The sequence below is a fragment of the Pseudaminobacter salicylatoxidans genome (genome assembly GCF_003148475.1).
Classification (GTDB): domain Bacteria; phylum Pseudomonadota; class Alphaproteobacteria; order Rhizobiales; family Rhizobiaceae; genus Pseudaminobacter; species Pseudaminobacter salicylatoxidans.
Window position 1 is genome coordinate 1 of sequence record NZ_QGGG01000023.1, and the last position, 23,872, is coordinate 23,872.

Genomic DNA, 23,872 nt, shown 5'->3' on the forward strand with positions numbered 1-23,872 from the left:
CTTGACCAGTCATCATCGAGAGAAAATGCGCGTTTCATCTCGATGTTGAATCATCGAAAGCGCAAAACGCCAACCCTTAAGTTAGCGCCTATGGGACATCGCCCCGCTCATCGAAATCCGCGACCGCGAAAAGGTGCTGGTCAGCGAAGCCTTCATGCTGTTCTACCATCCGCAATGGCACAAGGTGCGCGAACTGGTGGCGAACGGCGCCATTGGCCGGCTGCGGCATGTGCAGGGCGCTTTCAGCTATTTCAACGTCGACCCGGCCAATATGCGCAACCAGCTTGCGCTGGGCGGCGGCGCGCTGCCCGATATCGGCGTCTATCCCACGGTGGCGACGCGGCTGGTGACGGGCAAGGAGCCCCGGCGCGTCCAGGCCACCATCGAGTGGGACAAGGCGTTCGGGACGGACATCTATTCCTCGGTGAAGGCCGATTTCGGCGATTTCGAGCTGAGTTTCTATTGCTCCACGCAGATGGCGCAGCGCCAGTCCATGGTGTTTCACGGCGAGGCGGGGTTCATCGAGGTGCATGCGCCTTTCAATGCGGGCGATTACGATCATCACCGCATCGAACTGCACAACCAGAAGCATACGGAAGCGACGGTGCTCCGCTTCCCCGGTACGCGCCAGTACCGCCTGCAGGTCGAGGCTTTTGCACGCGCCGCTCAGGGCGGCGGCGAGCCGGTCTTCACGCTGGAGAACTCCGTGCTCAACCAGAAGGTGATCGACGCGATCTATCGTGCCGGCGCGCAGGACGGATGGGAAGAGGTCTGACCGCGATCACCGGTAGACACCGCGCGTCAACCGGATGTGCGGCCCTTGCGGCGGGTTGAGGGGTAGCTCACTGGCAGGCGTATCCCGCTCGTTTTCGGGCTAAATGGCAAAAAGTGCGGAAAAATTGCCCATTCCGCCCAGATGCCGGCCTGAATGCGGCCGGATATGCGGCACGGTGGAAGCGCGCCGCCGTCGCTGCGGCGCCTCATAGGGGGCGAAGGGGGCCTCAAACGCGGTTCGCGCCCGCTTCAGCGCCATCAGCCGCGCCACACGCTCGTCCGTGCGCGGATGCGAACGCAGCACCGAAGGGTCGGGAATGCGCGCGCCCGGCAACAGGATGCTCTCCCAGCGCCGCGCCTGCGCCTGTTCCAGCTTGGCGAGTGCGGCGGCAAGGCCGTCCGGGTCGCCGGTCAGCGCGGCCGCACCCAGATCGGCGTCGAATTCGCGGGTGCGCGACAGGGCCATTTGCAGGAGCCCGCCGATGGTCGGGGCGGCCAGAAGCACGATGACGCCGAGCCAGGGCACGTGGTAGCCGGCGCCGCCCACCGCCCCGCCGATATTGAGGAACAGCGAAAACAGGCCCACCGTCGACATGACCGAGGTGAAGCGCGACACCATGTCGGCAAAGGCCATCACCTTCACGTCCTCATTGGCGATATGGGTCATTTCGTGGGCCAGAACGCCCGCAAGCTCGCGCGTCGACAGGTTGCGCGCCAGCGCGTCGGTGATGGCGATGGCCGAATCCTCGCGGCGGCCGACCGCGAAGGCGTTCATCATCTGCGACGGAATGACATGCAGCCGGGGAACGCTGGGCAGCCCGGCGCGGCGCGACAACTCGGCCACGATGCGCGGTCCGGCGGGAAATGTTTCGGGGGAAATCGGCTTCGCATTGTACATGCCAAGCACCATCTGCGGCGTCACACGACGCACCGCCGCGATTGAAAACGTTCCGAAAACCAGCGCGAAGACGACGCCCGCCAACCCCGCGAATGCCCAGGCGGTGACGGCAAGCAGGACTAGGCCCGCCGCGCCGAGCAGCCAGGTATGCACCATGTTCGTCCGGCGATTGCGCCTTTGGGCCATCAGGTCGAGCTTGCCGAAATGGGTCATGCCTTCAATATGGGGCTGGTGCGGGGCTTTGCCCAATGGCCATCCCGCTATCTTGAACGCTTGCGCAGCAGGGCCCCTCTTCTTATATACCCCCGAGATCGTCCGGCTTGCCTTCAGCCGAAGCGAGGCGGACGAAATTCTTGTGAACCAAAGGGGCTGCCGCCGGAACGCCTGATGGGTCCTGGCAGCTTGCTAAGTGGAGAGAAACAAAGATGGCAAAAGTAATCGGCATCGACCTCGGAACGACCAATTCCTGCGTCGCCGTCATGGACGGCAAGGACGGCAAGGTTATTGAGAATGCGGAAGGTGCGCGCACAACTCCTTCCATTGTCGCCTTTACCGACAATGACGAGCGACTCGTCGGCCAGCCGGCCAAGCGCCAGGCGGTGACGAATCCCGAAAACACGATTTTTGCGGTCAAGCGCCTTATCGGCCGCCGCTATGACGACCCGGTGACCGAGAAGGACAAGAAGCTTGTTCCCTATCACATCGTGAAGGGCGACAATGGCGACGCCTGGGTCGAAGCCGGCGGCAAGAAGCAGTCGCCCTCGCAGATTTCCGCGATGATCCTGCAGAAGATGAAGGAAACGGCGGAAGCCTATCTCGGCGAGAAGGTCGAGAAGGCGGTCATCACCGTTCCGGCCTATTTCAACGACGCCCAGCGCCAGGCCACCAAGGACGCCGGCAGGATCGCCGGCCTGGAAGTGCTGCGCATCATCAACGAGCCGACCGCTGCTGCGCTGGCCTATGGCCTCGACAAGCGCGAAGGCAAGACCATTGCCGTCTATGACCTTGGCGGCGGCACCTTCGATATTTCCGTGCTGGAGATCGGCGACGGCGTGTTCGAGGTGAAGTCGACCAATGGCGACACCTTCCTCGGCGGCGAGGACTTCGACATGCGTCTGGTCGAATATCTGGCCGACGAGTTCAAGAAGGAGCAGGGCATCGACCTGCGCGGCGACAAGCTGGCCCTGCAGCGCCTCAAGGAGGCCGCTGAAAAGGCCAAGATCGAGCTGTCGTCCGCCTCGCAGACCGAAATCAACCTGCCCTTCATCACGGCCGACGCCAGCGGCCCGAAGCACCTGACCATGAAGCTCACGCGCGCCAAGTTCGAGAGCCTCGTGGACGACCTCGTGCAGCGCACCATCGAGCCCTGCAAGGCCGCTCTCAAGGATGCCGGCCTGCGTGCGGGCGAGATCGACGAGGTGGTGCTGGTCGGCGGCATGACCCGCATGCCCAAGGTCCAGGAAGTCGTGAAGCAGTTCTTCGGCAAGGAGCCGCACAAGGGCGTGAACCCTGACGAGGTCGTCGCCATCGGCGCCGCCATCCAGGCGGGCGTCCTGCAGGGCGACGTCAAGGACGTGCTCCTGCTCGACGTAACCCCGCTCTCGCTGGGCATCGAGACGCTGGGTGGGGTGTTCACGCGCCTCATCGAGCGCAACACCACGATCCCGACCAAGAAGAGCCAGACCTTCTCGACCGCCGAGGACAACCAGAACGCGGTCACGATCCGGGTCTTCCAGGGCGAGCGCGAAATGGCGGCAGACAACAAGATGCTCGGCCAGTTCGACCTCGTCGGCATTCCGCCCGCACCGCGCGGCGTGCCGCAGATCGAGGTGACCTTCGACATCGACGCCAACGGCATCGTCAACGTCTCGGCCAAGGACAAGGGCACCGGCAAGGAGCACCAGATCCGCATCCAGGCCTCGGGCGGCTTGAGTGATGCCGACATCGACAAGATGGTCAAGGACGCCGAGGCCAATGCCGAGGCCGACAAGAAGCGCAAGGCGCTGGTCGAGGCCCGCAACCAGGCCGAATCGCTCGTGCATTCGTCCGAGAAGTCGCTCAAGGACTATGGCGACAAGGTCTCCGAGGCCGACCGCACCGCCATTTCCGATGCCATTGCGGCGCTGAAGACGGCGGCTGAGGGCGATGACGCCGCCGACATCGAGGCCAAGACGCAGACGCTTGCCGAAGTTTCGATGAAGCTCGGCCAGGCCATGTACGAGGCCTCGCAGAAGGAAGCCGCCGAATCCGACGCCGCTGCCGATGCGGCCAAGGACGGTGACGTCGTGGACGCCGATTTCGAGGAAATCAGCGAAGACGACGACAAGAAGAAGTCGGCCTGACGGGCTCGATCCAAGTCTCACCAGAGGCCCGGCGACGTTTGCCGGGCCTTTTTGCAACTGGTGGGAAAAATCCACGCTTCGCGGCACTGTCACTCTGGTATCGGCGCGCGAGGCTTACTAAATCGGATGCTGTGCGCCGAAGATAACGGACGAAGCGATGCATCAAGACATTGAAAATCCGGGTCGCGGAATACGATGAAAGCCGACTTTTATGAAACGCTGGGCGTCCAACGGGGCGCGGATGAAAAGGAGCTGAAAAGCGCTTTTCGCAAGCTGGCGATGCAGTTCCATCCGGATCGCAACCCCGGCGATCACGCTTGTGAACACAAGTTCAAGGAAATCAACGAAGCCTATGAATGCCTGAAGGACCCGCAAAAGCGCGCGGCCTATGACCGTTTCGGTCATGCGGCATTCGAAAATGGCGGCATGGGCGGCGCGAACGGCTTTGCCAATGGCTTCGGCGCCGGCGGTTTCTCCGACATCTTCGAGGACATTTTCGGCGAGATGATGGGCGGCGGCCGTCGCCGCTCCTCCGGCGGCCGCGAGCGCGGCGCCGACCTGCGCTACAATATGGAAATCTCGCTGGAGGAAGCCTTCACCGGCAAGACGGCGCAAATCCATGTGCCGACCTCCATCTCCTGCACCGACTGCTCCGGTTCGGGCGCCAGGCCCGGCACCCAGCCGGTCACCTGCTCGATGTGCTCCGGCTCCGGCCGCGTGCGCGCCGCGCAAGGGTTCTTCTCGATCGAGCGCACCTGCCCGCAGTGCCAGGGGCGCGGCACGACGATCAAGGACCCGTGCCCGAAATGCTCCGGCCAGGGCCGCACCACCGAGGAACGCTCGCTGTCGGTCAACATTCCCGCCGGCATCGAGGACGGCACCCGCATCCGTCTTTCGGGCGAGGGTGAGGCCGGCCTGCGCGGCGGTCCATCCGGCGACCTCTACATCTTCCTGTCGGTCCGGCCGCATGAATTCTTCCAGCGCGACGGTGCCGACCTTTACTGCAAGGTGCCGATCTCGATGACCACGGCCGCACTCGGCGGCTCTTTCGAGGTTGCCACGCTCGATGGCACGCAGACCCGCGTGAAGGTGCCCGAAGGCACCCAGAACGGCCGTCAGTTCCGCCTGAAGGGCAAGGGCATGCCGGTGCTGCGCCAGTCGGCGATCGGCGATCTCTACATCCAGACGGTCGTGGAAACGCCGCAGAACCTCAGCAAGCGCCAGCGCGAATTGCTGGAGGAGTTCGAGCAGCTTTCCTCCAAGGACAACAGCCCGCAATCGAGCGGTTTCTTCGCCCGCATGAAGGATTTCTTCGAGTCCTTCGGCGAGTGACGAACCCGCTGCGCGTTGTTGGTTTCGCATCGCAGGGCTCTATTTTACCTTGCGCGGATCAGGCTGCTGACGCTAGGTAAAATCGCTCGGGGGCGAGACGCAGGAGACAACGCCGATGGCAACTGGTTCTGGATTGCGCAAGTCGCTCGCGACGAAATTCGACGACGAATTGCGCTTCTTCAAGGGATGGATCGACAAGCCCAAGGCGGTCGGAGCCATCATTCCAACGAGTTCCATCACCGCCAAACGCATGGCTTCCGTCGTCAATCCGGCTTCCGGGCTTCCGGTCCTGGAACTGGGGCCCGGCACCGGCGTCGTCACCCGCGCCATTCTCGGCCGCGGTGTTGCTGCCGCCAATGTCTATTCGGTGGAATATTCCGTGGAATTCGTCGAGCACATGCGCCGGGCTTATCCGGGCGTGAACGTCATTCAGGGCGATGCCTTCGATCTGGACAGCACTTTGGGCGAAACCGCGAATCACAAGTTCGATTGTGCGATTTCGGCCGTTCCGCTGCTCAATTTCCCCACTGTCAGGCGGGTCCAGTACATAAACGACCTGCTCGACCGCCTGCCGATCGGCCGGCCCGTCATCCAGATCACCTACGGCCCGCTGTCGCCGGTGCCGGCGCGGCGCGGCGAATACACGGTCGAGCATTTCGATTTCGTCATCCGCAACATTCCGCCGGCCCAGCTCTGGGTCTATCGCCGTCTCGGCAGCGCATAAAGGATGGCGGCGGTTGATTCGGACGCGCGTTCGCCTATACCCGGAAGCGAACAGGAGATGCCGATGACCGCCCGTATCCTCGTCTTTGCCGGATCGATCCGCACCGGCGCCTATAGCGGCAGAACCGCCGATGCCGCCCAGCGTGCGCTGGCGCTGCAGGGGGCGGAGGTCACGCGCATCTCGCTGGCCGACTACCCGCTGCCGATCATGGATCAGGATCTGGAGAAGGAGAAGGGCGTACCGGAGAACGCCATGCGCCTTGGCCGGCTGATCGCCACGCATGACGGCTTCCTGATTGCCAGCCCGGAATACAATTCCTCCATCCCGCCGCTGCTCAAGAACACCGTCGACTGGGTCAGCCGCATCCGCAAGGACGGCGGCGTGCCGTTCCATCCCTATGCCGGCAAGGTGGCTGCGCTGTGCTCTTCCTCCGACGGCAATTTTGCCGGCGTGCGCGGGCTCTACCATCTGCGCTCGGTGCTGATGAATTGCCAGGTCGAGATCATCACGCCGCAATGCTCCGTGCCGCGCGCGCAGGATGCGTTCGACGACAATGGTGAGTTCAGGGACGAGCAATTGCGCAAGCGCATGGAACTCGTCGCGCGCACATTGATAGAAAGGGCCAGGATGCTTTCGACACGGGTGGAAGTCTGATGGCCGGCTCCCTGCGCGATCGCCTCATCGTCGGGCTCGACGTGCCGACGGTGAAGGACGCCGAAGCGGTGGTGCGCGAACTCGACGGCGTGGCCTCCTTCTACAAGATCGGCTACCAGCTCGCCTTCGCCGGCGGGCTGGATTTCGCCCGCGAGCTGGCGAGCGGCGGCACCAATGTGTTCCTCGACATGAAGCTGCTCGACATCGACAACACGGTCGCCAGGGGCGTCGAGAACATCGTCAGGATGGGTGTCTCGATGCTGACGCTGCATGCCTATCCCAAGGCGATGCGCGCGGCGGTGGAGGCGGCGAAGGGTTCCGACCTGTGCCTGCTCGCCGTCACCGTGCTCACCTCCATGGATGCGCAGGACGTGGTAGAGGCGGGCTACGAATATGACCCGCACACGCTGGTGTTGCGCCGCGCCGAACAGGCGCTGGCCGCCGGCATGGGCGGCATCGTCTGCTCGGCGGCGGAAGCGAGCGCGGTGCGCAAGGTCGTCGGGCCAAAGCTTGCGCTGGTGACGCCGGGCATCCGCCCCGCGGGCGCCGAGCGCGGCGACCAGAAGCGGGTGGTGACGCCGGCCGATGCGCTGCGCAATGGCTCCAGCCATCTCGTCGTGGCCCGTCCGATCATCGGCGCGGTTGACAGGCGGGCGGCTGCCGAAGCTATTCTGGCCGAAATGGCGAACGCCTAGCTTTCGAGGCACCGGAGTGCCCATGCGGGCTGCTGAGGGGAGGAAAAACATCATGGCGAAGGGATACTGGATCGCGCGCGTCGATATCCGCGACCCCGAGGGTTACAAGGACTATGTCGCCACCGCCAGGCCCGCGTTCGAGCGCTTCGGCGCCAATTTCCTGGCGCGCGGCGGCGCGCATGAAGCCGTCGAAGGGCCCGGCCGCGCCCGCAATGTGGTGATCGAGTTCCCCTCGCTGCAGGCTGCGCGCGATTGCTACAATTCGCCCGAATACCAGGCCGCCAGGGCCATCCGCCAGAAATATGCCGATGGCGAGATCGTGCTGGTGGAGGGCAGCTGACGCCTGCGCCCCCACATCATTGAAAATGCTTGCAAGGCATGAAGACGCCGGCGGGAAGCCGTTTTCGGCAACAAATTTTCAATATTTTGCGCCAGAATATGAACGATTGGCATATTGACTGATATGTTGCATCGCAGCAAAGCTGAGGAACCTGGCCATCCGGGTTGAAAAGGGCTTCCGGTCGGCTCGATTCCATAGCGGCCGAGGAAGGTTTTCGATGTTCTATCAATTGTATGAAATGAATCATGCCGCGCTGCAGCCGGTGCGGGCCTGCGCCGACGCGGTGCGCATGTTCTATTCGAACCCCCTGAACCCGGTCTCCCGCACGCCGTGGGGCCGTTCAGTCGCGGCCACGGCGGAGCTGTTCGAGCGCACCACGCGCCGCTACAGCAAGCCGGCCTTCGAATTGCCGCACACGACGGTCGACGGCAAAACGGTTCCGGTGGCCGAACGGGTGGCGTGGTCGCGCCCCTTCTGCAACCTGCTGCATTTCGAGCGGGCTGTGCCTGCCGGACGTCGGGCCGACCCCAAGCTGCTGATCGTCTCGCCCATGTCCGGCCACTATGCCACGCTGTTGCGCGGCACGGTGGACACGATGCTGCCCCATGCCGAGGTCTATGTCACCGACTGGGTGGACGCGCGCATGGTGCCCGTTTCGGAGGGTTCCTTCGACCTCGACGACTATATCGACTATGTCATCGAGATGCTGCATTTCCTGGGACCGGACACGCATGTCATGGCCGTGTGCCAGCCGTCGGTGCCGGTGCTTGCGGCCGTTGCGCTGATGGAAGCGCGCGGCGATGCCGACGCTCCGGCCAGCATGGTGCTGATGGGCGGCCCGATCGACACCCGCCGCAACCCCACGGCGGTCAATCTGCTGGCCGAGGAAAAGAGCCTCGACTGGTTCCGCGACAACGTCGTCATGCCGGTGCCGTGGCCGGCGCCGGGCTTCATGCGCGATGTCTATCCGGGTTTCCTGCAGCTTTCGGGCTTCATGAGCATGAACCTCGACCGCCATATCATCGCCCACAAGGACTTCTTCATGCATCTGGTGAAGAACGATGGTGACGGCGCCGACAAGCACCGCGAGTTCTACGACGAATATCTGGCGGTGATGGACCTGACGGCGGAGTTCTACCTGCAGACGGTCGACACCGTGTTCATTCGCCACCTGCTGCCGAAGGGGGAGATGACCCATCGTGAAATCCCGGTGGACCCCGCCGCCATCCGCAATGTGGCGCTGCTGACCGTCGAAGGCGAGAACGACGACATCTCCGGCCTGGGCCAGACCCAGGCGGCGCATGATCTGTGCGTCAATATTCCCGAAAACATGCGCCAGCACTATATGCAGCCGGCCGTCGGGCATTACGGCGTTTTCAACGGATCGCGCTTCCGCGCCGAGATCGCCCCGCGCATCGTCGATTTCATCAATCGCCACGGCCACCGGCAGCGGGCGCGCCCGAAACCGCGGCTGGTGCGGTCCTCGAAATCCTGATCCCGGGTCCCGGAAGCTGCGCAAGGAATGCCGCTTGGGGCTGTTGCAGAATCGTCGCGCAGCGCCTTGCCCGGTAACCATAACGCCAGATCGCCCTGTCGCCGCAATTGACAGCGAGCCGTTACAGCCCTTAACGTTTTGTTAACGATTAATTCAAGGGCAAGCGGGACTGGGGGAATGAACTCCTCACCGAAGATGCAGGGCGCGCGCCTGCGCGCAGCCTTTCTCGTTGGACTGTTGACTGCCGGGCTGCCGGCAGCGGTTGCGTTCGCGGGTGCGCCGATGGCCACCGGCGGGCTTACCTCGCAGCCCATCGGCCATTATGAGTTTTGCAAGGCCAATCCGGCCGAATGCGCGCTGCGCCCGCGTGACAAGGGGCCGGAGCGCATGACCGGTGCGCTCTGGAAAACCGTCACCGCCATCAATCTCCAGGTCAATCGTGCGATCAAGCCGATGAGCGACATGGAGATCTACGGCAAGGACGAGGTCTGGGCCTATCCGGACAATGGCGTCGGCGATTGTGAGGACTATGTGCTGGAAAAGCGCCGCGAGCTGATGAGCAGGGGCGTCTCGCTTTCCAATCTGCTGATCACCGTGGTGCGCAAGCCCGATGGCGAGGGCCACGCCGTCCTGACATTGCGCACCGACAAGGGCGATTTCGTCCTCGACAATCTGACCGATGCCGTGCGCCAGTGGGACGAAACCGGCTATCGCTTCCTCAAGCGGCAGGCATCCAACCACACCGGCCATTGGGTCGGCATACGCGAAGGCCAGGCCCCGCTCGTCGGCGCGGTGCAGTAGGGTATCTTGCAGCCGGACGGAAACGCCCGGCGTCGCACAAATGCGGCTAAGAAAACCAGACCGGGGCAGCCGAACCGCGTTCGTCGGGACGCCCGCAGCGGCAGCCTGCGCGGGTTCGCGGACGGTTTCGTCGCCTGCCTGCCCCGGAGTCTGATGATGTGTCCCCGGATCGTCGTCAGGCGCTATCCGGGGCCCTTCCAGCAAAAGTGCGAAACGGCTTTGCTTGCCGCGAAATGCGTAGAACCAAATAGGTGCAGCGGTTCCGACGATCCCGTAAAACAGGAACCGCTCCAATGTTTGAGCACAATCTTTTCCGACACCCGGTTTCCATCTTCGCGGGTGCAAGCCTCCGGTCCGGGAGCGTGCCCCGGTTCGGCAGGCGATGGATCGCATCCGTGACCGCGCTTGCTTGTCCAGCCCGCATATGCCGGATCGGCGCGCCTGACGGACCTCAGCCAATCACGGTTGCCGCCTGGCCCTTTCTCGCAAGCAGATTGGCGTGTGAAGCAGGCTTTGAACCTCCCGTAAAATCCGTCCTCCTCATGCCGCCTGCGCCAGCCGGTCGCCTGCGATGCGATAGGAAATCGCCTCCGCCAGATGAATGCGGCCGACCGTGTCGTTGCCGTCGAGATCGGCCAGTGTGCGCGCGACCTTCAGCACACGGTGATAGGCGCGCGCCGAAAAGCCGAGCTTGTCGCTGGCGTCGCGCAAGAGGGCGAGGCCGGCGGCATCGGGTGCGGCTATCTGCTCGATGAGCGAGGTGGTGCAATGAGCGTTTGTGGCGGCTGCCATGGTGCCGAAGCGTGCATGGCGCTCCTGCTGGATGGCGCGTGCCTGGGCCACGCGCGCCGCCACCGAAGCACTGCTCTCAGCCTGGCCCGGCCGGATGAGGTCGCTTGCCGACACCGCCGGCACCTCGATGCGCAGGTCGATGCGGTCGAGCAACGGCCCCGAAATGCGCGCCTGGTAGTCCGCCTGGCAGCGCGGCCCGCGTGCGCAGCGATGGCCCGGCTCGCCGGCCATGCCGCAGCGGCACGGGTTCATGGCCGCTATGAGCTGAATGCGCGCCGGATAGCTGACCCGGTGGTTGGCGCGCGCAATCACGCATTCGCCGGTTTCGATGGGCTGGCGCAGGGAATCGAGCACTTGCGGTGAAAATTCCGGCAATTCGTCGAGGAACAGCACGCCATTATGGGCAAGCGAAACCTCGCCGGGCTTGACCCGCAAGCCGCCGCCCACCATTGCGGCCATGGAGGCCGAATGATGTGGCGCGCGGAACGGCCGCCGGTCGCTCAGCTTGCCGCCGGCCAGCTCGCCGGCAATGGAAGCCACCATCGAAACCTCGAGCAACTCTCTCGGCGCCAGAGGCGGCAGAATGGAGGGCAGGCGCTGCGCCAGCATGGATTTGCCCGAACCGGGCGGACCGACCATCAGCAGATTATGCGCGCCGGCGGCCGCCACCTCCAGCGCGCGCCTGGCGCTTTCCTGCCCCTTGATGTCGGCGAGGTCGGGCAGGTTCGCCGCCGGTGTGTGGATGCTGGCTTCCGGCCGCGACAGAATCTGGGTGCCGCGAAAGTGGTTGGCGATGGCAATCAGGCTGCGCGGCGCGAGAATGTCGATCTCCGCATCCGCCCATGCCGCCTCGGGGCCTGAAGCGGCCGGACAGATCAGCCCCTTGCCCTCGGCATTGGCCCCGATCGCCGCCGGCAGCGCACCCGCCACCGGGGCGATCGTGCCGTCGAGCGACAATTCGCCAAGCACCACATAGCCGCCCAGCGCATCGGCGGGAACGGCGCCGAGCGCGGCCATCAGCCCAAGCGCGATGGGCAGGTCGTAGTGGGACCCTTCCTTGGGAAGGTCGGCCGGCGCCAGATTGATCGTGACCTTCTTGGCCGGCATCGACAGGCCGGAGGCATGAAGCGCCGCCTGCACCCGCTCGCGGCTTTCGGCAACCGCCTTGTCGGGCAGGCCGACGATATACATGCCGACCTTGCCGGGCGCGACCATCACCTGCACATCGACAGGAACGGCCTCGATGCCCTGAAATGCCACCGTGCGCACGCGCGAAACCATGCCGCCCCCCCCCAGCCCGCCGGTCTTCCCCAAAACACCAGCCTGCAACTGACAGGCCGTCAGACAAGCATAGTTTCAGGGGTGGATCAAGAACAATTCAGGAACAGGCTGACGTGCAGGTTGCAGATGCGGTTGCGGCCGGTTGCGAAGCTGGAACATCCGGCCGCGATACTTTCTATCTGCGCTTGTCTTTCACCGAATCCCAGAACAATGCCGCGATGTCGGCGCCGCCGAAGCGCTTCACCTCGCGCACGCCGGTGGGCGAGGTGACATTGATCTCGGTCAGGTAGTCGCCGATCACGTCGATGCCGACGAGGATGAAGCCGCGTTCGCGCAGCGACGGGCCGATGCGCGCGCAGATTTCGCGCTCGCGGGTCGTCAGGTCGGTCTTTTCGGCGCGGCCGCCCACATGCATGTTGGAGCGGGAATCGTGCTCGGCCGGCACGCGGTTGATGGCGCCCACCGGCTCGCCGTCGATCAGGATGATGCGCTTGTCGCCCTTGCGCACTTCCTTCAGGTAGCGCTGCACGATGAAGGGTTCGCGGAACATCTGGCCGAACATCTCCAGCAGCGCCGACAGGTTGCGATCGGCTTCGTGCAGATGGAAGATGCCGGCGCCGCCATTGCCGTAGAGCGGTTTGACGATGATGTCGCCGAATTCCTTGCGGAAGGCGGCGACTTCCTGCGGATCCTTGGTGATCAGCGTTTCCGGCATCAGGTCCGGAAAATCCATCACGAAGATCTTTTCGGGGCTGTTGCGCACCCAGGCCGGGTCGTTCACCACCAGCGTCTGCGGGTGGATGCGCTCCAGCATATGGGTGGTGGTGATGTAGTTCATGTCGAAGGGTGGGTCCTGGCGCAGGAGCACCACGTCCATCTGCGACAGGTCGGTGCGTACCGGCTCGCCGAGCGTGAAATGGCTGCCCTGTTCGTCGCGCACCCGCAGCTCCTCCAGCCAGGCGGTTACCTGCTTGCCGCGCATCGAAAGCCGGTCGGGCGTGTAGTGGAACAGTTTGTGGCCGCGGCGCTGGGCCTCCAGCGCGAGGGCGAAGGAGGTATCGCCGGCGATCGAGATCGTCGCGATGTGGTCCATTTGTATGGCGATGTTGAGCGGCATGCGCGGTCTCCGGCGGAAAGGGCGTGTACAGCCCGCATGTATAGCTTGCCGGGCGCGCTGCCAATCCCGCCGCATGCAAGTCGAAGCGTCCGGCGCGCTGGCGACGGAAGATTAGCTGGTGCGCGGATACCTTTCCTAAACGGTTTTCTGCCACGGTGCGCCGGGATTTTAAGTGCAGGAAATTGCAATGCAGGCGCCTTTCGGCATGAGCCGCTCCGTGAAAGACAGCAGCGAGCTTGCCTTTACCGACCCGTTGACGGGACTCGGCAATCATCGCCGTTTCTTCGACAAGGTGGACCGCCTCATCAGCGATCGCGCCGAAGACCCCGCACCCTTCACGGTCGGCATCCTCGATCTCGACGGCTTCAAGCCCATCAACGACCTGTTCGGCCATCGTGCCGGCGACGACATATTGATCCAGGTCGGCATGCGGCTGCGCGCGGCCATGGATGGCCAGGCGACCGTCACCCGCATCGGCGCCGACGAATTCGCCTTCCTCTATCCGATGGTGTTTTCGGAAGAGGCGGCGGCGGAAAAGTCGCGCATGCTCATCGAAATCCTGTCGGCGCCCTATGATGTCGGCGAGCGCACCGCGCGGCTGTCGGCCTCGGTGGGGTGTTCGCTGTTCTATTCGGGTGACGAAACCACGGAAATCCTGGTCAACAAGGCCGAGACCGCGCTTTACCACGCCAAGCGCTCCGGCCGCGGCCGCGTCGTGGTCTATACGCGCGAGATGGAAGAGGCGGCCAAGCGCGTCACCCGCATCGAGCAGGCGCTGCGCCGCGCCGTGTCGGCGGGCGAGGTGGAGCCGCATTTCCAGCCAATCGTCGATCTCAAGACCCGGCAGACCATCGGTTTCGAAACGCTGGCGCGCTGGACCGATCCCGATCTCGGTTTCGTCTCGCCGGCCGTCTTCATCCCGATCGCGGAAGAACGCGGCATCATCGGCCCGCTGTCGCAGCTCGTACTGCGCAAGGCCACCGAGGCCGCCCGCAGCTGGCCGAAGGATCTGTTCCTGTCGTTCAACCTGTCGCCGTCGCAACTCGTGGACCAGAACACCGGCCTGCATATCCTGGCGATCCTTGAACGCACCGGCTTCGACCCGCGCCGGTTGGAAATAGAGATCACCGAAACCGGCCTGATGACTGATCCGGCCTCGGCCGAAAAGATCGTCAGCGACCTGCGCCGCTGCGGCATCCGCGTCTCGCTGGACGATTTCGGTACTGGCCAGTCGTCGCTGGGGCGGCTGCGCGAATTCCAGTTCGACAAGCTCAAGATCGACCGCGCCTTCGTCTCCTCGATCCTTGAGGACCGCCCCTCCGAGCACATCATCCGCGCGATCCTGGCCATGTGCGAAGGGCTGGGCATGGATGTCGTGGCCGAGGGCATCGAGGAAGAAGCGCAGGCCGACCGTCTCATCGAGTTCGGCTGCGCCGGAGGGCAGGGCTATCTGTTCGGCAAGCCGGCCGATGCGGACGCCACGCTGGGCTATCTGCGCGACACGTTTCGCGGCGCCTCGCGGGTCGGCGCGCTGTAAGGGCGCCGTAGCCGGGCGTTTTTCTCTGGCCAGCCCGTGCCGGGCGTGCTTTCCATGATGTGAGCACGCAATGGGAGAGCCATCGGCCATGATGCCATCTGCGAGATTTCCCGACCTCCAGGACGCTTCGGTGCTGATCACCGGCGGCGGCTCCGGCATCGGCGCAGCGCTTGTCGAAGGTTTTGCCCTGCAGGGCGCGAAGGTCGCCTTCATCGACATTGCCGACGCACCGAGCAAGGCGCTTTGCGTACGCGTCGGGGAGCAGGCGGGCGCTTCGCCATTGTTCCTGAACGCGGACCTGCGCGACATCGAAGCATTGCGGGCTTGCGTGGTGCGCGCCGCCGAAGCGCATGGCCCGGTGACGGTGCTGGTCAACAACGCCGCGCTCGATGATCGTCATGCGGTGGAGGACGTCACGGTCGACTATTGGGACAACAACCAGTCGATCAATCTCAGGCCGCATTTCTTCACCGCGCAGGCGGTTGCGCCGGGCATGAAGCGGGCGGGGCGCGGTTCGATCATCAACTTCACCTCCACCTCCTTCATGATCAACCACCCCGACATGCCGTCCTATACGACGGCCAAGGCAGGCATTGTCGGCCTGACCAAGGGACTGGCGGGCGAACTCGGGCCGCACGGCATCCGCGTCAACGCGGTCGCGCCGGGATGGGTCGTCACCGAGCGTCAGCGCGCGCTCTGGGTCACGGAGGAGGCGCTCGCCGCCCATGTCTCGCGCCAATGCATCCGGCAGGTCATGCAGCCCCACGACATGGTCGGACCATGCCTGTTTCTGGCGTCGGACGCTTCGCGTATGCTTACGGCCCAGACGCTGATCGTCGACGCAGGGTTTCTGTGACATCGCACGGCGCTGCTGCGGGCCACGGCGCGGTTTCGGGAGGAATGAATGGCTGGCGAAGTGGGCGTTTCGATCCTCTCGGACTATCCGTGTCATCTCGGCGAGGGACCGGTCTACGATCCCGACACCGATACGCTGTTCTGGTTCGACATTCTCGGCAGGAAGCTGCTCGAAAAGCGGCTTGGCGGCATGGAAACCGTGATCCGCGACCTGCCCGAGATGATGAGCGCGCTGGCGATCATCAATGAGGGCAACCAGCTTCTGGTCGGCGAAAGCGGCCTCAGCATCCGCGACGTGAAGACCGGAGCCATCACGCCCTATTTCGCCATCGAGGGCGACAATCCCGCCACCCGCTCCAACGATGCGCGCGTGCATCCCTGCGGGGCGCTCTGGCTGAGCACGATGGGCAAGAAGGCCGAGCGCGGCGCGGGCTCGATCTATTGGTTCTTCAAGGGCGAGTTCCGCACGCTCGTCCCGGACATCTCGATCCCCAATTCGATCTGCTTTTCGCCGGACGGCGCGGCCGCCTATTACACCGACACTGCCGTCAACCTGCTCTACCGCGTCGCCTGCGATCCCGAGACCGGCCTGCCGGCGGGTGAGCGGCGGGTCTTCTTCGACCATGGTGGCAGGCAGGGCGGGCTGGACGGCTCGGTCGTCGATGCCGAGGGCGTGTTGTGGAATGCGCGCTGGGGCGCTTCGTCCATCGACGCCTATTCACCGGATGGCCGTCTCGTCCGCAGCATCGCCCTGCCCACCGGCCAGCCTTCCTGCCCGGCCTTTGTCGGGGCGAATGCGGACCGGCTGGCCGTGACCACGGCCTGGGAACACATGGACGAGGCTGCCCGTCAGGCGGACCGCCACGCCGGCAGGACGCTGTTGCTGGACCTGCCGGTGCAGGGCCGCTTCGAGCCGCGCGTCCTGATCTGAACGGCGTTGCGGGGCTGACGCGAGGGCAACCCGAAGTTGGGTGCGACCTTCAACAATCTTTGCAACTGGTTGTCATCTGGCGCATAGTTGCGGCCATGGCGGACACGAAGAATCAGAAGCCCGACTACGAGAAGATGCTGCGCAAGGCAGGGGTGCGGATCACCCGTCCGCGGCGCGTCATCGTGGAGATTCTGTCGGCCAGCGACGATCATCCCGATGCGCTGGAAATCTTCCGCCGAGCGTCTGAGATCGATCCCAGCCTTTCGCTTTCCACGGTCTATCGCACCATGAAGCTGCTGGAGGGGCTGGGCGCCATCCACCGCCACGCCTTCGAGGGCGGGCCGTCGCGTTTCGAGCAGGCCGGCGGCGAGCATCACGACCACCTGATCGACCTCGACACCGGCGATGTCATCGAGTTCAAGTCCGACCGCATCGAGCATCTGCAGAACGAGATCGCCGAGGCGCTCGGCTACGACATCGTGCACCACCGGCTCGAACTCTACGGGCGCAAGCGCAAGGCCAGATAGGCCGCGTCTATGCGCGGGGCGCAGCCCTGCGTTGCAGGATTGCCTGCCCCTTCCGCGTCGCGACAGGTTGACGCGACAAGCCTGCAGGTCAATCATCATCCGCAATGGGAGAGATGCATTTTCAATTCTGATCTCAGCGGGACATTGTAATGGAAAAAGCCGAAATCGGCCTGATCGGCCTTGGCGTCATGGGCTCCAACCTGGCGCTCAACATCGCCGAAAAGGGTCATCCGGTCGCCGTCTTCAACCGCACCACATCGCGCACCGGCTCCTTCTTCAAGGCGGCGGGCGAGTTGCGCAGGATGATCGTGCCGTGCAGCACCCTCAAGGAGTTTGCCGCATCGATCCGGCCGCCGCGCCCGATCATTATCATGGTGTCCGCCGGCCCGGCGGTGGACGAGCAGATCGCGGCGCTGCGCAGCGTCCTGTCGTCGGGCGACATCGTCATCGATGCCGGCAACGCCAATTTCCGTGACACGGTGCGCCGCTTCACCGATCTGAAGGATTCCGGCCTCACCTTCATCGGCATGGGCGTGTCGGGCGGCGAGGAGGGCGCGCGGCACGGCCCGTCGATCATGGTCGGTGGCACGCGCGACGCCTATGCGCGCGTGGAAAAGGTGCTCACCGACATTTCCGCCAAATATGAGGGCGAGCCCTGCGCGGCCTGGCTCGGGCCCGACGGCGCCGGGCATTTCGTGAAAACCATCCACAACGGCATCGAATATGCCGACATGCAGATGATCGCCGAAATCTACGGCGTGCTGCGCGATGGGCTCGGCATGGCGCCGAAGGAGATCGGCGGCGTCTTCGCCGAATGGAACAAGGGCCGGCTCAATTCCTATCTCATCGAGATCACGGCCAAGGTGCTGGCGGCGGACGACCGCGAGACGGGTCGCCCCATGGTCGACATGATCCTCGACCGCGCCGGCCAGAAGGGCACCGGCAAATGGTCGGCCATCGAGGCGCAGACGCTCGGCGTCTCGGCAACCGCGATCGAGGCAGCGGTTTCGGCGCGCGTGCTGTCGTCGCTGAAGACCGAGCGACTGGCGGCCGAGAAGGCCTATGCGCTGGGCGACCTGCCAAAGATTTCCGGCGACCGGCAGGAAATCCTGCGCGATCTGGAACTGGCGCTGTTTGCCGGCAAGATCGCGGCCTATGCGCAGGGCTTCGCGGTAATGGAGGCGGCCTCGAAGCAGTTCGACTGGCGCCTGCCGCTGCCCACCATCGCCAAAATCTGGCGCGCCGGCTGCATCATCCGCTCGCAGTTCCTCGGCACGCTGGCCGAGGCCTTCCAGGAAAGCGGCGAGCTGCCCAATCTGCTGATGGCGCCTGCCTTCATCGAGATGATGAAGGAGGCGCATCCGTCGCTGCGCCGCATTCTTGCGCGCGCGGTCGAGTCCGGCCTGCCGATGCCGGCGCTGTCGTCGGCGCTCGCCTATTTCGACAGCTACCGGCAAGGGCGCGGCACCTCGAACCTCATTCAGGCGCAGCGCGATTTCTTCGGCGCGCACGGTTTCGAGCGCATCGATGCGGAAGGCGCCTTCCACGGGCCATGGGGCATGGGTGGCTGACCGCCGCTGACGGCAGCGGGCGCGAAGGAGGATGTGTTGGACTGGTCATTTCAACTCTACAGCGCCCGCAATTTCCAGCCCTGGGCGCAGGTGCTGGCAACGCTCGGCCGCCTCGGCTACCGGCAGGTCGAGGGGTTCGGCGGGGTCTATGACAATCCCGCCCTCATCCGCGACGAGCTTGACCGCAACGGCCTGTCCATGCCCGGCGGCCACTTCGCGCTCGAGGCGCTGGAGCAGGATTTCGACGGCGTCGAGCGCATCGCCGAAACGCTCGGCATCGGACTGCTCGTCTGCCCCTGGCTGGACGCGGAAACGCGGCCTGCCGATGCCGCCGGCTGGCGTGATCTTGGCAGCCGGCTGGCGGCGATCGGCAGAAGGGCCGAAGACGTCGGGCTGGAATTTGCCTGGCACAATCATGACTTCGAATTCCTGCCGCTTGGCGACGGCTCGCTGCCACTGGACCATCTTCTCGAAGCCGCGCCCGCCATCGGCTGGGAAATCGACGTGGCCTGGATCATCCGCGCCGGCGCCGACCCGCTCCACTGTATCGCGCGCCATGGGCAGCGCATCGTCGCCGCCCATGTGAAGGACATGGCAGCGCAAGGGCAGGCGGGGAACGAGGACGGCTGGGCCGATGTCGGCCACGGCACGATGGATTGGCGTGCGCTGCTTGCCGCGCTGCGCAACCGCTCGCGCGCCCGCTATTTCGTCATGGAGCACGACAATCCGTCCGATTTCGAGCGCTTCGCGCGCCGGTCGATCGAGGCGATCCGGCACTTCTGATCGCGAGCGACAGGCCAAAGGAGGGGACATGGCCAGGGCATTGGGCATCGGCGTCATCGGTTGCGGCAATATCTCGAAAACCTATTTCCTGCTGGCGCCGCTGTTTCGCGGCATGGAAATGCGCGCCTGCGCCGACATGAACATGGACGCAGCCAAAGCGCGCGCCCGCGAATTCGGCCTGCGCGCCGAGACGGTCGAAGGGCTGCTCATGGCCCGCGACATCGACATCGTCGTCAACCTCACCGTGCCGATGGCCCATCACGACGTCTCGCAGGCGATCCTCGACGCGGGAAAGCACGTCTATTCCGAAAAGCCATTCGTGCTGTCCGTTGCCGACGGCCTCGATTTGAAGAGGCGAGCGGACAAACAGGGCCTGCGCATCGGCTCGGCGCCCGACACGTTTCTCGGCGGCTCGCACCAGCTCGCGCGGTATCTGGTCGATGCGGGCAAGCTTGGCAGGATCACCAGCGGCACCTGCCATGTGCTGAGCCACGGCATGGAGGCCTGGCACCCGAATCCGGATTTCTTCTTCCAGCCCGGCGGCGGGCCGGTGCTCGATCTCGGCCCCTACTACCTGGCCGATCTGGTGCAACTGATCGGGCCGGTGAAGCGCGTGGCGGCGCTGACGTCGATTCCGGCAAGGGAGCGCACCATCGGCTCCAGGCCACGGCGCGGCGAAAGGATTCCTGTCTCGACGCCGACCACCGTCAGCGCCCTGCTGGAATTTGCCGGTGGCGCGGTCATCACCTTCAATGCAAGCTGGGATGTCTGGGCGACCGGCCACGCGCCGATGGAGCTTTATGGCGAGGAAGGCACGCTTTTCATGCCCGATCCGAATTTCTTCGGCGGCGAGCTGCGCGTCACGAAGCGGGACAAGCAGGCGAGGATGCTGCCGAAATGGAACCATCCGTTTTCGCCCGACAATGAAATCCATCCGCACGGGCCGGTCGCCAATTATCGCGCGGCGGGGCTGGCCGACATGGCGCTGGCCATCAGGGAGGGCAGGCCGCATCGCTGCTCGCTCAACCTGGCGCTGCATGTGGTGGAAGTGATGACCGCCATGCTGGAATCGGGCCAAGACAAGAAATTCATCGAGATGAAGACAAGCTGCGAGCGCCCGGCGCCGCTCGGCCCGCGCGAGGCGAGGGCATTGATGGTGCGGCGCTGACGCGCTTGCTCTCCTCGTTTGAGAGTGGTCGTCGCCTGCCTTTTACGGGAGGAGCCCGGCCGCGCACCGGAATGGATGGTGCGTCATTCTTGACGCGGCTCCCTTGACACCCCCACGCCGTTCCGCATTGTCGCTCTGCGACATGCTTCATCGTCCTTCCCACGGGAGGCGACGGCATTGCCGCATTCAGCAATAGTCGAGGTTCATTCCATGACCTATGTTCCCGCCGAAAACCGCTACGACACCATGCTCTACAATCGCTGCGGGCGCTCCGGCCTGAAGCTGCCGGCGGTCTCGCTCGGCTTGTGGCACAATTTCGGCGGCGACACGCCGCATGAGACCAAGCGCGCCATCTGCCGCACGGCTTTCGACCTCGGCATCACCCATTTCGACCTCGCCAACAATTATGGCCCGCCGCCCGGATCGGCCGAGACCGCCTTTGGCGAGATCCTGCGCACCGATTTTGCGAACCACCGCGACGAGCTGATCATTTCCAGCAAGGCCGGCTACGACATGTGGCCCGGCCCCTACGGCGAATGGGGCAGCCGCAAATATCTGCTGGCCAGTCTCGACCAGAGCCTGAAGCGCATGGGGCTCGACTATGTCGATATCTTCTATTCGCATCGTTTCGACCCCGAAACGCCGCTGGAAGAGACCATGATGGCGCTGGATCACGCCGTGCGCTCGGGCAAGGCGCTGTATGTCGGCATCTCGTCCTACAATTCGCAGCGCACGCGCGAGGCGGCGCGCATATTGCACGAGCTTGGCACGCCCTGCCTCATCCACCAGCCGAGCTATTCCATGCTCAACCGCTGGGTGGAGGATGACGGACTGCTCGACACGCTGGACAGTCTCGGCATCGGCTCGATCGTGTTCTCGCCGCTGGCGCAGGGCATGCTGACGACGAAATATCTGAAGGGCGTGCCCGAAGACAGCCGCGCCGCGCAGGGCAAGTCGCTCAAGCCGAACTTCCTCAGCGAACGCACGCTGGCCAATATCCGCGCTCTGAATGCGATCGCCGAACGCCGTGGCCAGACGCTGGCGCAGATGGCCATCGCCTGGGTGCTGCGCAAGGGCCGCGTGACTTCGGCGCTGATCGGCGCCAGCAGGCCGCAACAGGTGGAGGATTGCGTCGGCGCGCTGAAGAATCTCGATTTCAGCGATGCGGAACTGGCCGAAATCGACCAGTACGCCCGCGACGCCGACATCAACCTGTGGGCACGCTCGGCCGAAAGGTGAGGTAATTCAGCTCCCCTCATTGGGGGAGATAGAATTCTGCCCCACCCCGGTTTGCTTCGCAAACCACCATTCCGGGGCGAGCCACGGTTCCCGCCCGTCCTTCGGCCCCCCTTGACGGGGGGAGAGGAAACGCCGTCCGCAAGCCTGGCACCCTTCCTCTCTCCTTTTGAGGGGAGAGGCCGAGCGAAGAGAAGCGGAGTGGGGGGTAGGTCGCGCCATATGCGATTGCCCCCATCAAAACGGAAGGTCCGGCGTGCTTATCACGCCGCCTTGTCGCGGACCTGATAATCCTTCACCGCGGCAAAGCGGATCGCCTTCCAGCGCTCGGCCTCGTAGTTCAGCGAGAACTCGTGCTGGGCGAGGAACACCGGGTCGTCGTCGAGGTCGCGGGCGATGTCGCCGCGATGGCTCTCGATGAAGCGGTGCAGGTCGGCCTTGTCGTCGGCGTCGATCCAGCGGCAGACCGAGAAGCGCGCCACCTCGAAATCCACCGGCAGCGTGTATTCGACGTTCAGCCGTTCCTTGAGAACGTCGATCTGCAGCGCGCCGACCACGCCGACGATGGCCGGCGAGCCGTCCTCGGGCTGGAAGAGCTGCACCACGCCTTCCTCGGCCATCTGCTGCAACGCCTCTTTCAGCTTCTTGGCCTTCATGGCGTCGCCAAGGCGCACGCGGCGCAGGATTTCAGGCGCGAAATTCGGCACGCCGCGGAACAGGATTTCCTCGCCCTCGGTCAGCGTGTCGCCGATGCGCAGCGTGCCGTGGTTGGGAATGCCCACCACGTCGCCGGCATAGGCTTCGTCCGCCGTGATGCGCGAGCGGGCAAAGAAGAATTGCGGCGCCGAAAGGCTGATCGGCTTGCCGGTGCGCACCAGCTTGGCCTTCATGCCGCGTTGCAGAGTGCCGGAGCAGACGCGCACGAAGGCGATGCGGTCGCGGTGGTTGGGGTCCATATTGGCCTGGATCTTGAAGACGAAGGAGGTCATCTTCTCCTCCGTCGCCTCGACCTTGCGGGAGTCGGCTTCCTGCGCGCGCGGCGAGGGGCCGTAGGCGCCCAGCGCCTCGATCAGATCGCGCACGCCGTAATTGCGCAGCGCCGAGCCGAAATAGACCGGCGTCAGATGCCCCTGGCGGAAGGCTTCGAGGTCGAAGGGACGGCAGGCCTCGCGCGCCAGCTCCAGTTCCTCGATGAAGGCCGGCCGGTCGTTGTCGGGCAACAGCCCGGCGGCACGGTTGGAATCGGGACCGTGGACCGGCGTGCGTTCCTTCTCGTCGTCGCCGCGCCGCACCGCATTTTCGGCAAGATGATAGGTGCCGGCGAATGTCTTGCCCTGGCCGATGGGCCAGGTGATGGGCGCGGTGTCGAGCGCCAGCTTCTGCTCGATCTCGTCGAGGATCTCGAAGGTGTCGCGCGCGTCGCGGTCCATCTTGTTGACGAAGGTGACGATCGGGATGTCGCGCATGCGGCAGACTTCGAACAGCTTCAGCGTGCGCGGCTCGATACCCCTTGCCGCGTCGATGACCATGACGGCGCTGTCGACCGCCGAGAGCGTGCGATAGGTGTCGTCGGCGAAGTCCTCGTGGCCCGGCGTGTCGAGCAGGTTGAAGACGTTGTCGCCATATTCGAAGGTCATCACCGAGGTGACGACCGAGATGCCGCGCTCGCGCTCGATCTTCATCCAGTCCGAGCGGGTCTGGATCTTGTCCTTCTTGGCCTTCACCTCGCCTGCGAGCTGGATGGCGCCACCGAACAGCAGCAGCTTTTCGGTCAGCGTGGTCTTGCCGGCGTCCGGGTGCGCGATGATCGCGAAGGTGCGGCGGCGCGCGACCGCCTTGGCTATGTCTTCGGCCATGTCATGGTGATCCTGTTTGATGGAGCGGCTTCTAGCAGGAGGCCGGGCCGCTGTCGAGAAAATGGGACGAGCCGGTCCGGCTGCCGGAACCTGCCCATATGCCAGTGCCGGATTTAGGTGATTTCGCGCGGAAACTCACCAGAATGCCGGTCGATTTTCCATC

At 64.6% G+C, this 23,872-nt stretch carries 20 protein-coding genes and 1 pseudogene; 17 read left to right on the plus strand and 4 right to left on the minus strand.

Annotated features, from left to right (window positions below; translation table 11 throughout):
- Positions 1-94: 94 nt before the first annotated feature.
- A pseudogene (locus C7441_RS21960) lies at positions 95-775 on the plus strand (Gfo/Idh/MocA family protein); the annotation flags it as partial.
- 99 nt (positions 776-874) lie between these two features.
- Here C7441_RS21960 and C7441_RS21965 read toward each other — a convergent pair.
- A complete protein-coding gene (locus tag C7441_RS21965) occupies positions 875-1,921 on the minus strand; it encodes a zinc metalloprotease HtpX (protein ID WP_244916227.1) in 1,047 nt (348 codons plus the stop codon).
- A 176-nt stretch (positions 1,922-2,097) separates the two neighbouring features.
- On the opposite strand from C7441_RS21965, the gene dnaK reads away from it, so the two are divergent.
- The 8 genes from dnaK (at position 2,098) to C7441_RS22005 (ending at position 10,055) form a co-directional block, all read left to right on the plus strand.
- Positions 2,098-4,014, plus strand: coding sequence for a molecular chaperone DnaK (dnaK, locus tag C7441_RS21970; RefSeq protein WP_109614701.1), 1,917 nt, complete (start codon positions 2,098-2,100; stop codon positions 4,012-4,014).
- Between the two features lie 195 nt (positions 4,015-4,209).
- A complete protein-coding gene (gene dnaJ / locus C7441_RS21975; protein WP_109614702.1) occupies positions 4,210-5,346 on the plus strand; it encodes a molecular chaperone DnaJ in 1,137 nt (378 codons plus the stop codon).
- 115 nt (positions 5,347-5,461) lie between these two features.
- Positions 5,462-6,070, plus strand: coding sequence for a phospholipid N-methyltransferase PmtA (gene pmtA, locus C7441_RS21980; protein ID WP_109614703.1), 609 nt, complete (start codon positions 5,462-5,464; stop codon positions 6,068-6,070).
- A 63-nt stretch (positions 6,071-6,133) separates the two neighbouring features.
- The gene (locus C7441_RS21985; RefSeq protein WP_086002606.1) at positions 6,134-6,724 is read left to right on the plus strand and encodes an NADPH-dependent FMN reductase; all 591 of its coding nucleotides are present in this window, start codon (positions 6,134-6,136) and stop codon (positions 6,722-6,724) included.
- A complete protein-coding gene (gene pyrF / locus C7441_RS21990) occupies positions 6,724-7,419 on the plus strand; it encodes an orotidine-5'-phosphate decarboxylase (RefSeq protein WP_170125228.1) in 696 nt (231 codons plus the stop codon). The genes C7441_RS21985 and pyrF overlap by 1 nt, the downstream gene beginning before the upstream one ends.
- Before the next feature lie 52 nt (positions 7,420-7,471).
- A complete protein-coding gene (locus tag C7441_RS21995) occupies positions 7,472-7,759 on the plus strand; it encodes a DUF1330 domain-containing protein (protein WP_109614705.1) in 288 nt (95 codons plus the stop codon).
- 217 nt (positions 7,760-7,976) lie between these two features.
- The gene (locus C7441_RS22000; protein WP_109614706.1) at positions 7,977-9,254 is read left to right on the plus strand and encodes a polyhydroxyalkanoate depolymerase; all 1,278 of its coding nucleotides are present in this window, start codon (positions 7,977-7,979) and stop codon (positions 9,252-9,254) included.
- 177 nt (positions 9,255-9,431) lie between these two features.
- Complete coding sequence (locus C7441_RS22005) at positions 9,432-10,055, plus strand: transglutaminase-like cysteine peptidase (RefSeq protein ID WP_170125229.1); 624 nt, start codon at positions 9,432-9,434, stop codon at positions 10,053-10,055.
- Positions 10,056-10,595: 540 nt separating this feature from the next.
- On the opposite strand, the gene C7441_RS22010 is transcribed toward C7441_RS22005, so the two are convergent.
- Complete coding sequence (locus C7441_RS22010) at positions 10,596-12,128, minus strand: YifB family Mg chelatase-like AAA ATPase (RefSeq protein ID WP_109614707.1); 1,533 nt, start codon at positions 12,126-12,128, stop codon at positions 10,596-10,598.
- A gap of 175 nt (positions 12,129-12,303) precedes the next feature.
- A complete protein-coding gene (gene gshB / locus C7441_RS22015; protein ID WP_109614708.1) occupies positions 12,304-13,245 on the minus strand; it encodes a glutathione synthase in 942 nt (313 codons plus the stop codon).
- A 187-nt stretch (positions 13,246-13,432) separates the two neighbouring features.
- On the opposite strand from gshB, the gene C7441_RS22020 reads away from it, so the two are divergent.
- The 8 genes from C7441_RS22020 (at position 13,433) to mgrA (ending at position 21,856) form a co-directional block, all read left to right on the plus strand.
- Positions 13,433-14,782 carry a putative bifunctional diguanylate cyclase/phosphodiesterase gene (locus C7441_RS22020; RefSeq protein ID WP_109614709.1) on the plus strand — a complete coding sequence of 450 codons (1,350 nt, stop codon included), beginning with the start codon at positions 13,433-13,435 and terminating at the stop codon, positions 14,780-14,782.
- 88 nt (positions 14,783-14,870) lie between these two features.
- Positions 14,871-15,638, plus strand: coding sequence for an SDR family NAD(P)-dependent oxidoreductase (locus C7441_RS22025; RefSeq protein WP_109614710.1), 768 nt, complete (start codon positions 14,871-14,873; stop codon positions 15,636-15,638).
- Positions 15,639-15,686: 48 nt separating this feature from the next.
- On the plus strand, positions 15,687-16,568 hold the full coding sequence (locus C7441_RS22030) for an SMP-30/gluconolactonase/LRE family protein (protein WP_109614711.1): 882 nt from the start codon (positions 15,687-15,689) through the stop codon (positions 16,566-16,568).
- A 95-nt stretch (positions 16,569-16,663) separates the two neighbouring features.
- On the plus strand, positions 16,664-17,095 hold the full coding sequence (locus tag C7441_RS22035) for a Fur family transcriptional regulator (RefSeq protein WP_109614738.1): 432 nt from the start codon (positions 16,664-16,666) through the stop codon (positions 17,093-17,095).
- Positions 17,096-17,244: 149 nt separating this feature from the next.
- The gene (gene gndA / locus C7441_RS22040; protein ID WP_109614712.1) at positions 17,245-18,666 is read left to right on the plus strand and encodes an NADP-dependent phosphogluconate dehydrogenase; all 1,422 of its coding nucleotides are present in this window, start codon (positions 17,245-17,247) and stop codon (positions 18,664-18,666) included.
- Positions 18,667-18,702: 36 nt separating this feature from the next.
- Positions 18,703-19,449, plus strand: coding sequence for a sugar phosphate isomerase/epimerase family protein (locus tag C7441_RS22045; RefSeq protein ID WP_109614713.1), 747 nt, complete (start codon positions 18,703-18,705; stop codon positions 19,447-19,449).
- Between the two features lie 28 nt (positions 19,450-19,477).
- Positions 19,478-20,617 (plus strand): Gfo/Idh/MocA family protein, encoded by a 1,140-nt coding sequence (locus C7441_RS22050; RefSeq protein ID WP_109614714.1) that lies wholly within the window; start codon positions 19,478-19,480, stop codon positions 20,615-20,617.
- Positions 20,618-20,827: 210 nt separating this feature from the next.
- Positions 20,828-21,856 carry an L-glyceraldehyde 3-phosphate reductase gene (gene mgrA / locus C7441_RS22055; protein ID WP_109614715.1) on the plus strand — a complete coding sequence of 343 codons (1,029 nt, stop codon included), beginning with the start codon at positions 20,828-20,830 and terminating at the stop codon, positions 21,854-21,856.
- 260 nt (positions 21,857-22,116) lie between these two features.
- On the opposite strand, the gene C7441_RS22060 is transcribed toward mgrA, so the two are convergent.
- A complete protein-coding gene (locus C7441_RS22060; protein ID WP_109614716.1) occupies positions 22,117-23,709 on the minus strand; it encodes a peptide chain release factor 3 in 1,593 nt (530 codons plus the stop codon).
- Positions 23,710-23,872 lie beyond the last annotated feature (163 nt).

Bases quoted from the DNA above. Each gene is read 5' to 3' on its own strand.
- dnaK (WP_109614701.1), top strand. From the start codon at position 2,098: ATGGCAAAAGTAATCGGCATCGACCTCGGAACGACCAATTCCTGCGTC.
- dnaJ (WP_109614702.1), top strand. From the start codon at position 4,210: ATGAAAGCCGACTTTTATGAAACGCTGGGCGTCCAACGGGGCGCGGAT.
- pmtA (WP_109614703.1), top strand. From the start codon at position 5,462: ATGGCAACTGGTTCTGGATTGCGCAAGTCGCTCGCGACGAAATTCGAC.
- C7441_RS21985 (WP_086002606.1), top strand. From the start codon at position 6,134: ATGACCGCCCGTATCCTCGTCTTTGCCGGATCGATCCGCACCGGCGCC.
- pyrF (WP_170125228.1), top strand. From the start codon at position 6,724: ATGGCCGGCTCCCTGCGCGATCGCCTCATCGTCGGGCTCGACGTGCCG.
- C7441_RS21995 (WP_109614705.1), top strand. From the start codon at position 7,472: ATGGCGAAGGGATACTGGATCGCGCGCGTCGATATCCGCGACCCCGAG.
- C7441_RS22000 (WP_109614706.1), top strand. From the start codon at position 7,977: ATGTTCTATCAATTGTATGAAATGAATCATGCCGCGCTGCAGCCGGTG.
- C7441_RS22005 (WP_170125229.1), top strand. From the start codon at position 9,432: ATGAACTCCTCACCGAAGATGCAGGGCGCGCGCCTGCGCGCAGCCTTT.
- C7441_RS22010 (WP_109614707.1), bottom strand. From the start codon at position 12,128: ATGGTTTCGCGCGTGCGCACGGTGGCATTTCAGGGCATCGAGGCCGTT.
- gshB (WP_109614708.1), bottom strand. From the start codon at position 13,245: ATGCCGCTCAACATCGCCATACAAATGGACCACATCGCGACGATCTCG.
- C7441_RS22020 (WP_109614709.1), top strand. From the start codon at position 13,433: ATGCAGGCGCCTTTCGGCATGAGCCGCTCCGTGAAAGACAGCAGCGAG.
- C7441_RS22025 (WP_109614710.1), top strand. From the start codon at position 14,871: ATGATGCCATCTGCGAGATTTCCCGACCTCCAGGACGCTTCGGTGCTG.
- C7441_RS22030 (WP_109614711.1), top strand. From the start codon at position 15,687: ATGGCTGGCGAAGTGGGCGTTTCGATCCTCTCGGACTATCCGTGTCAT.
- C7441_RS22035 (WP_109614738.1), top strand. From the start codon at position 16,664: ATGGCGGACACGAAGAATCAGAAGCCCGACTACGAGAAGATGCTGCGC.
- gndA (WP_109614712.1), top strand. From the start codon at position 17,245: ATGGAAAAAGCCGAAATCGGCCTGATCGGCCTTGGCGTCATGGGCTCC.
- C7441_RS22050 (WP_109614714.1), top strand. From the start codon at position 19,478: ATGGCCAGGGCATTGGGCATCGGCGTCATCGGTTGCGGCAATATCTCG.
- mgrA (WP_109614715.1), top strand. From the start codon at position 20,828: ATGACCTATGTTCCCGCCGAAAACCGCTACGACACCATGCTCTACAAT.
- C7441_RS22060 (WP_109614716.1), bottom strand. From the start codon at position 23,709: ATGGCCGAAGACATAGCCAAGGCGGTCGCGCGCCGCCGCACCTTCGCG.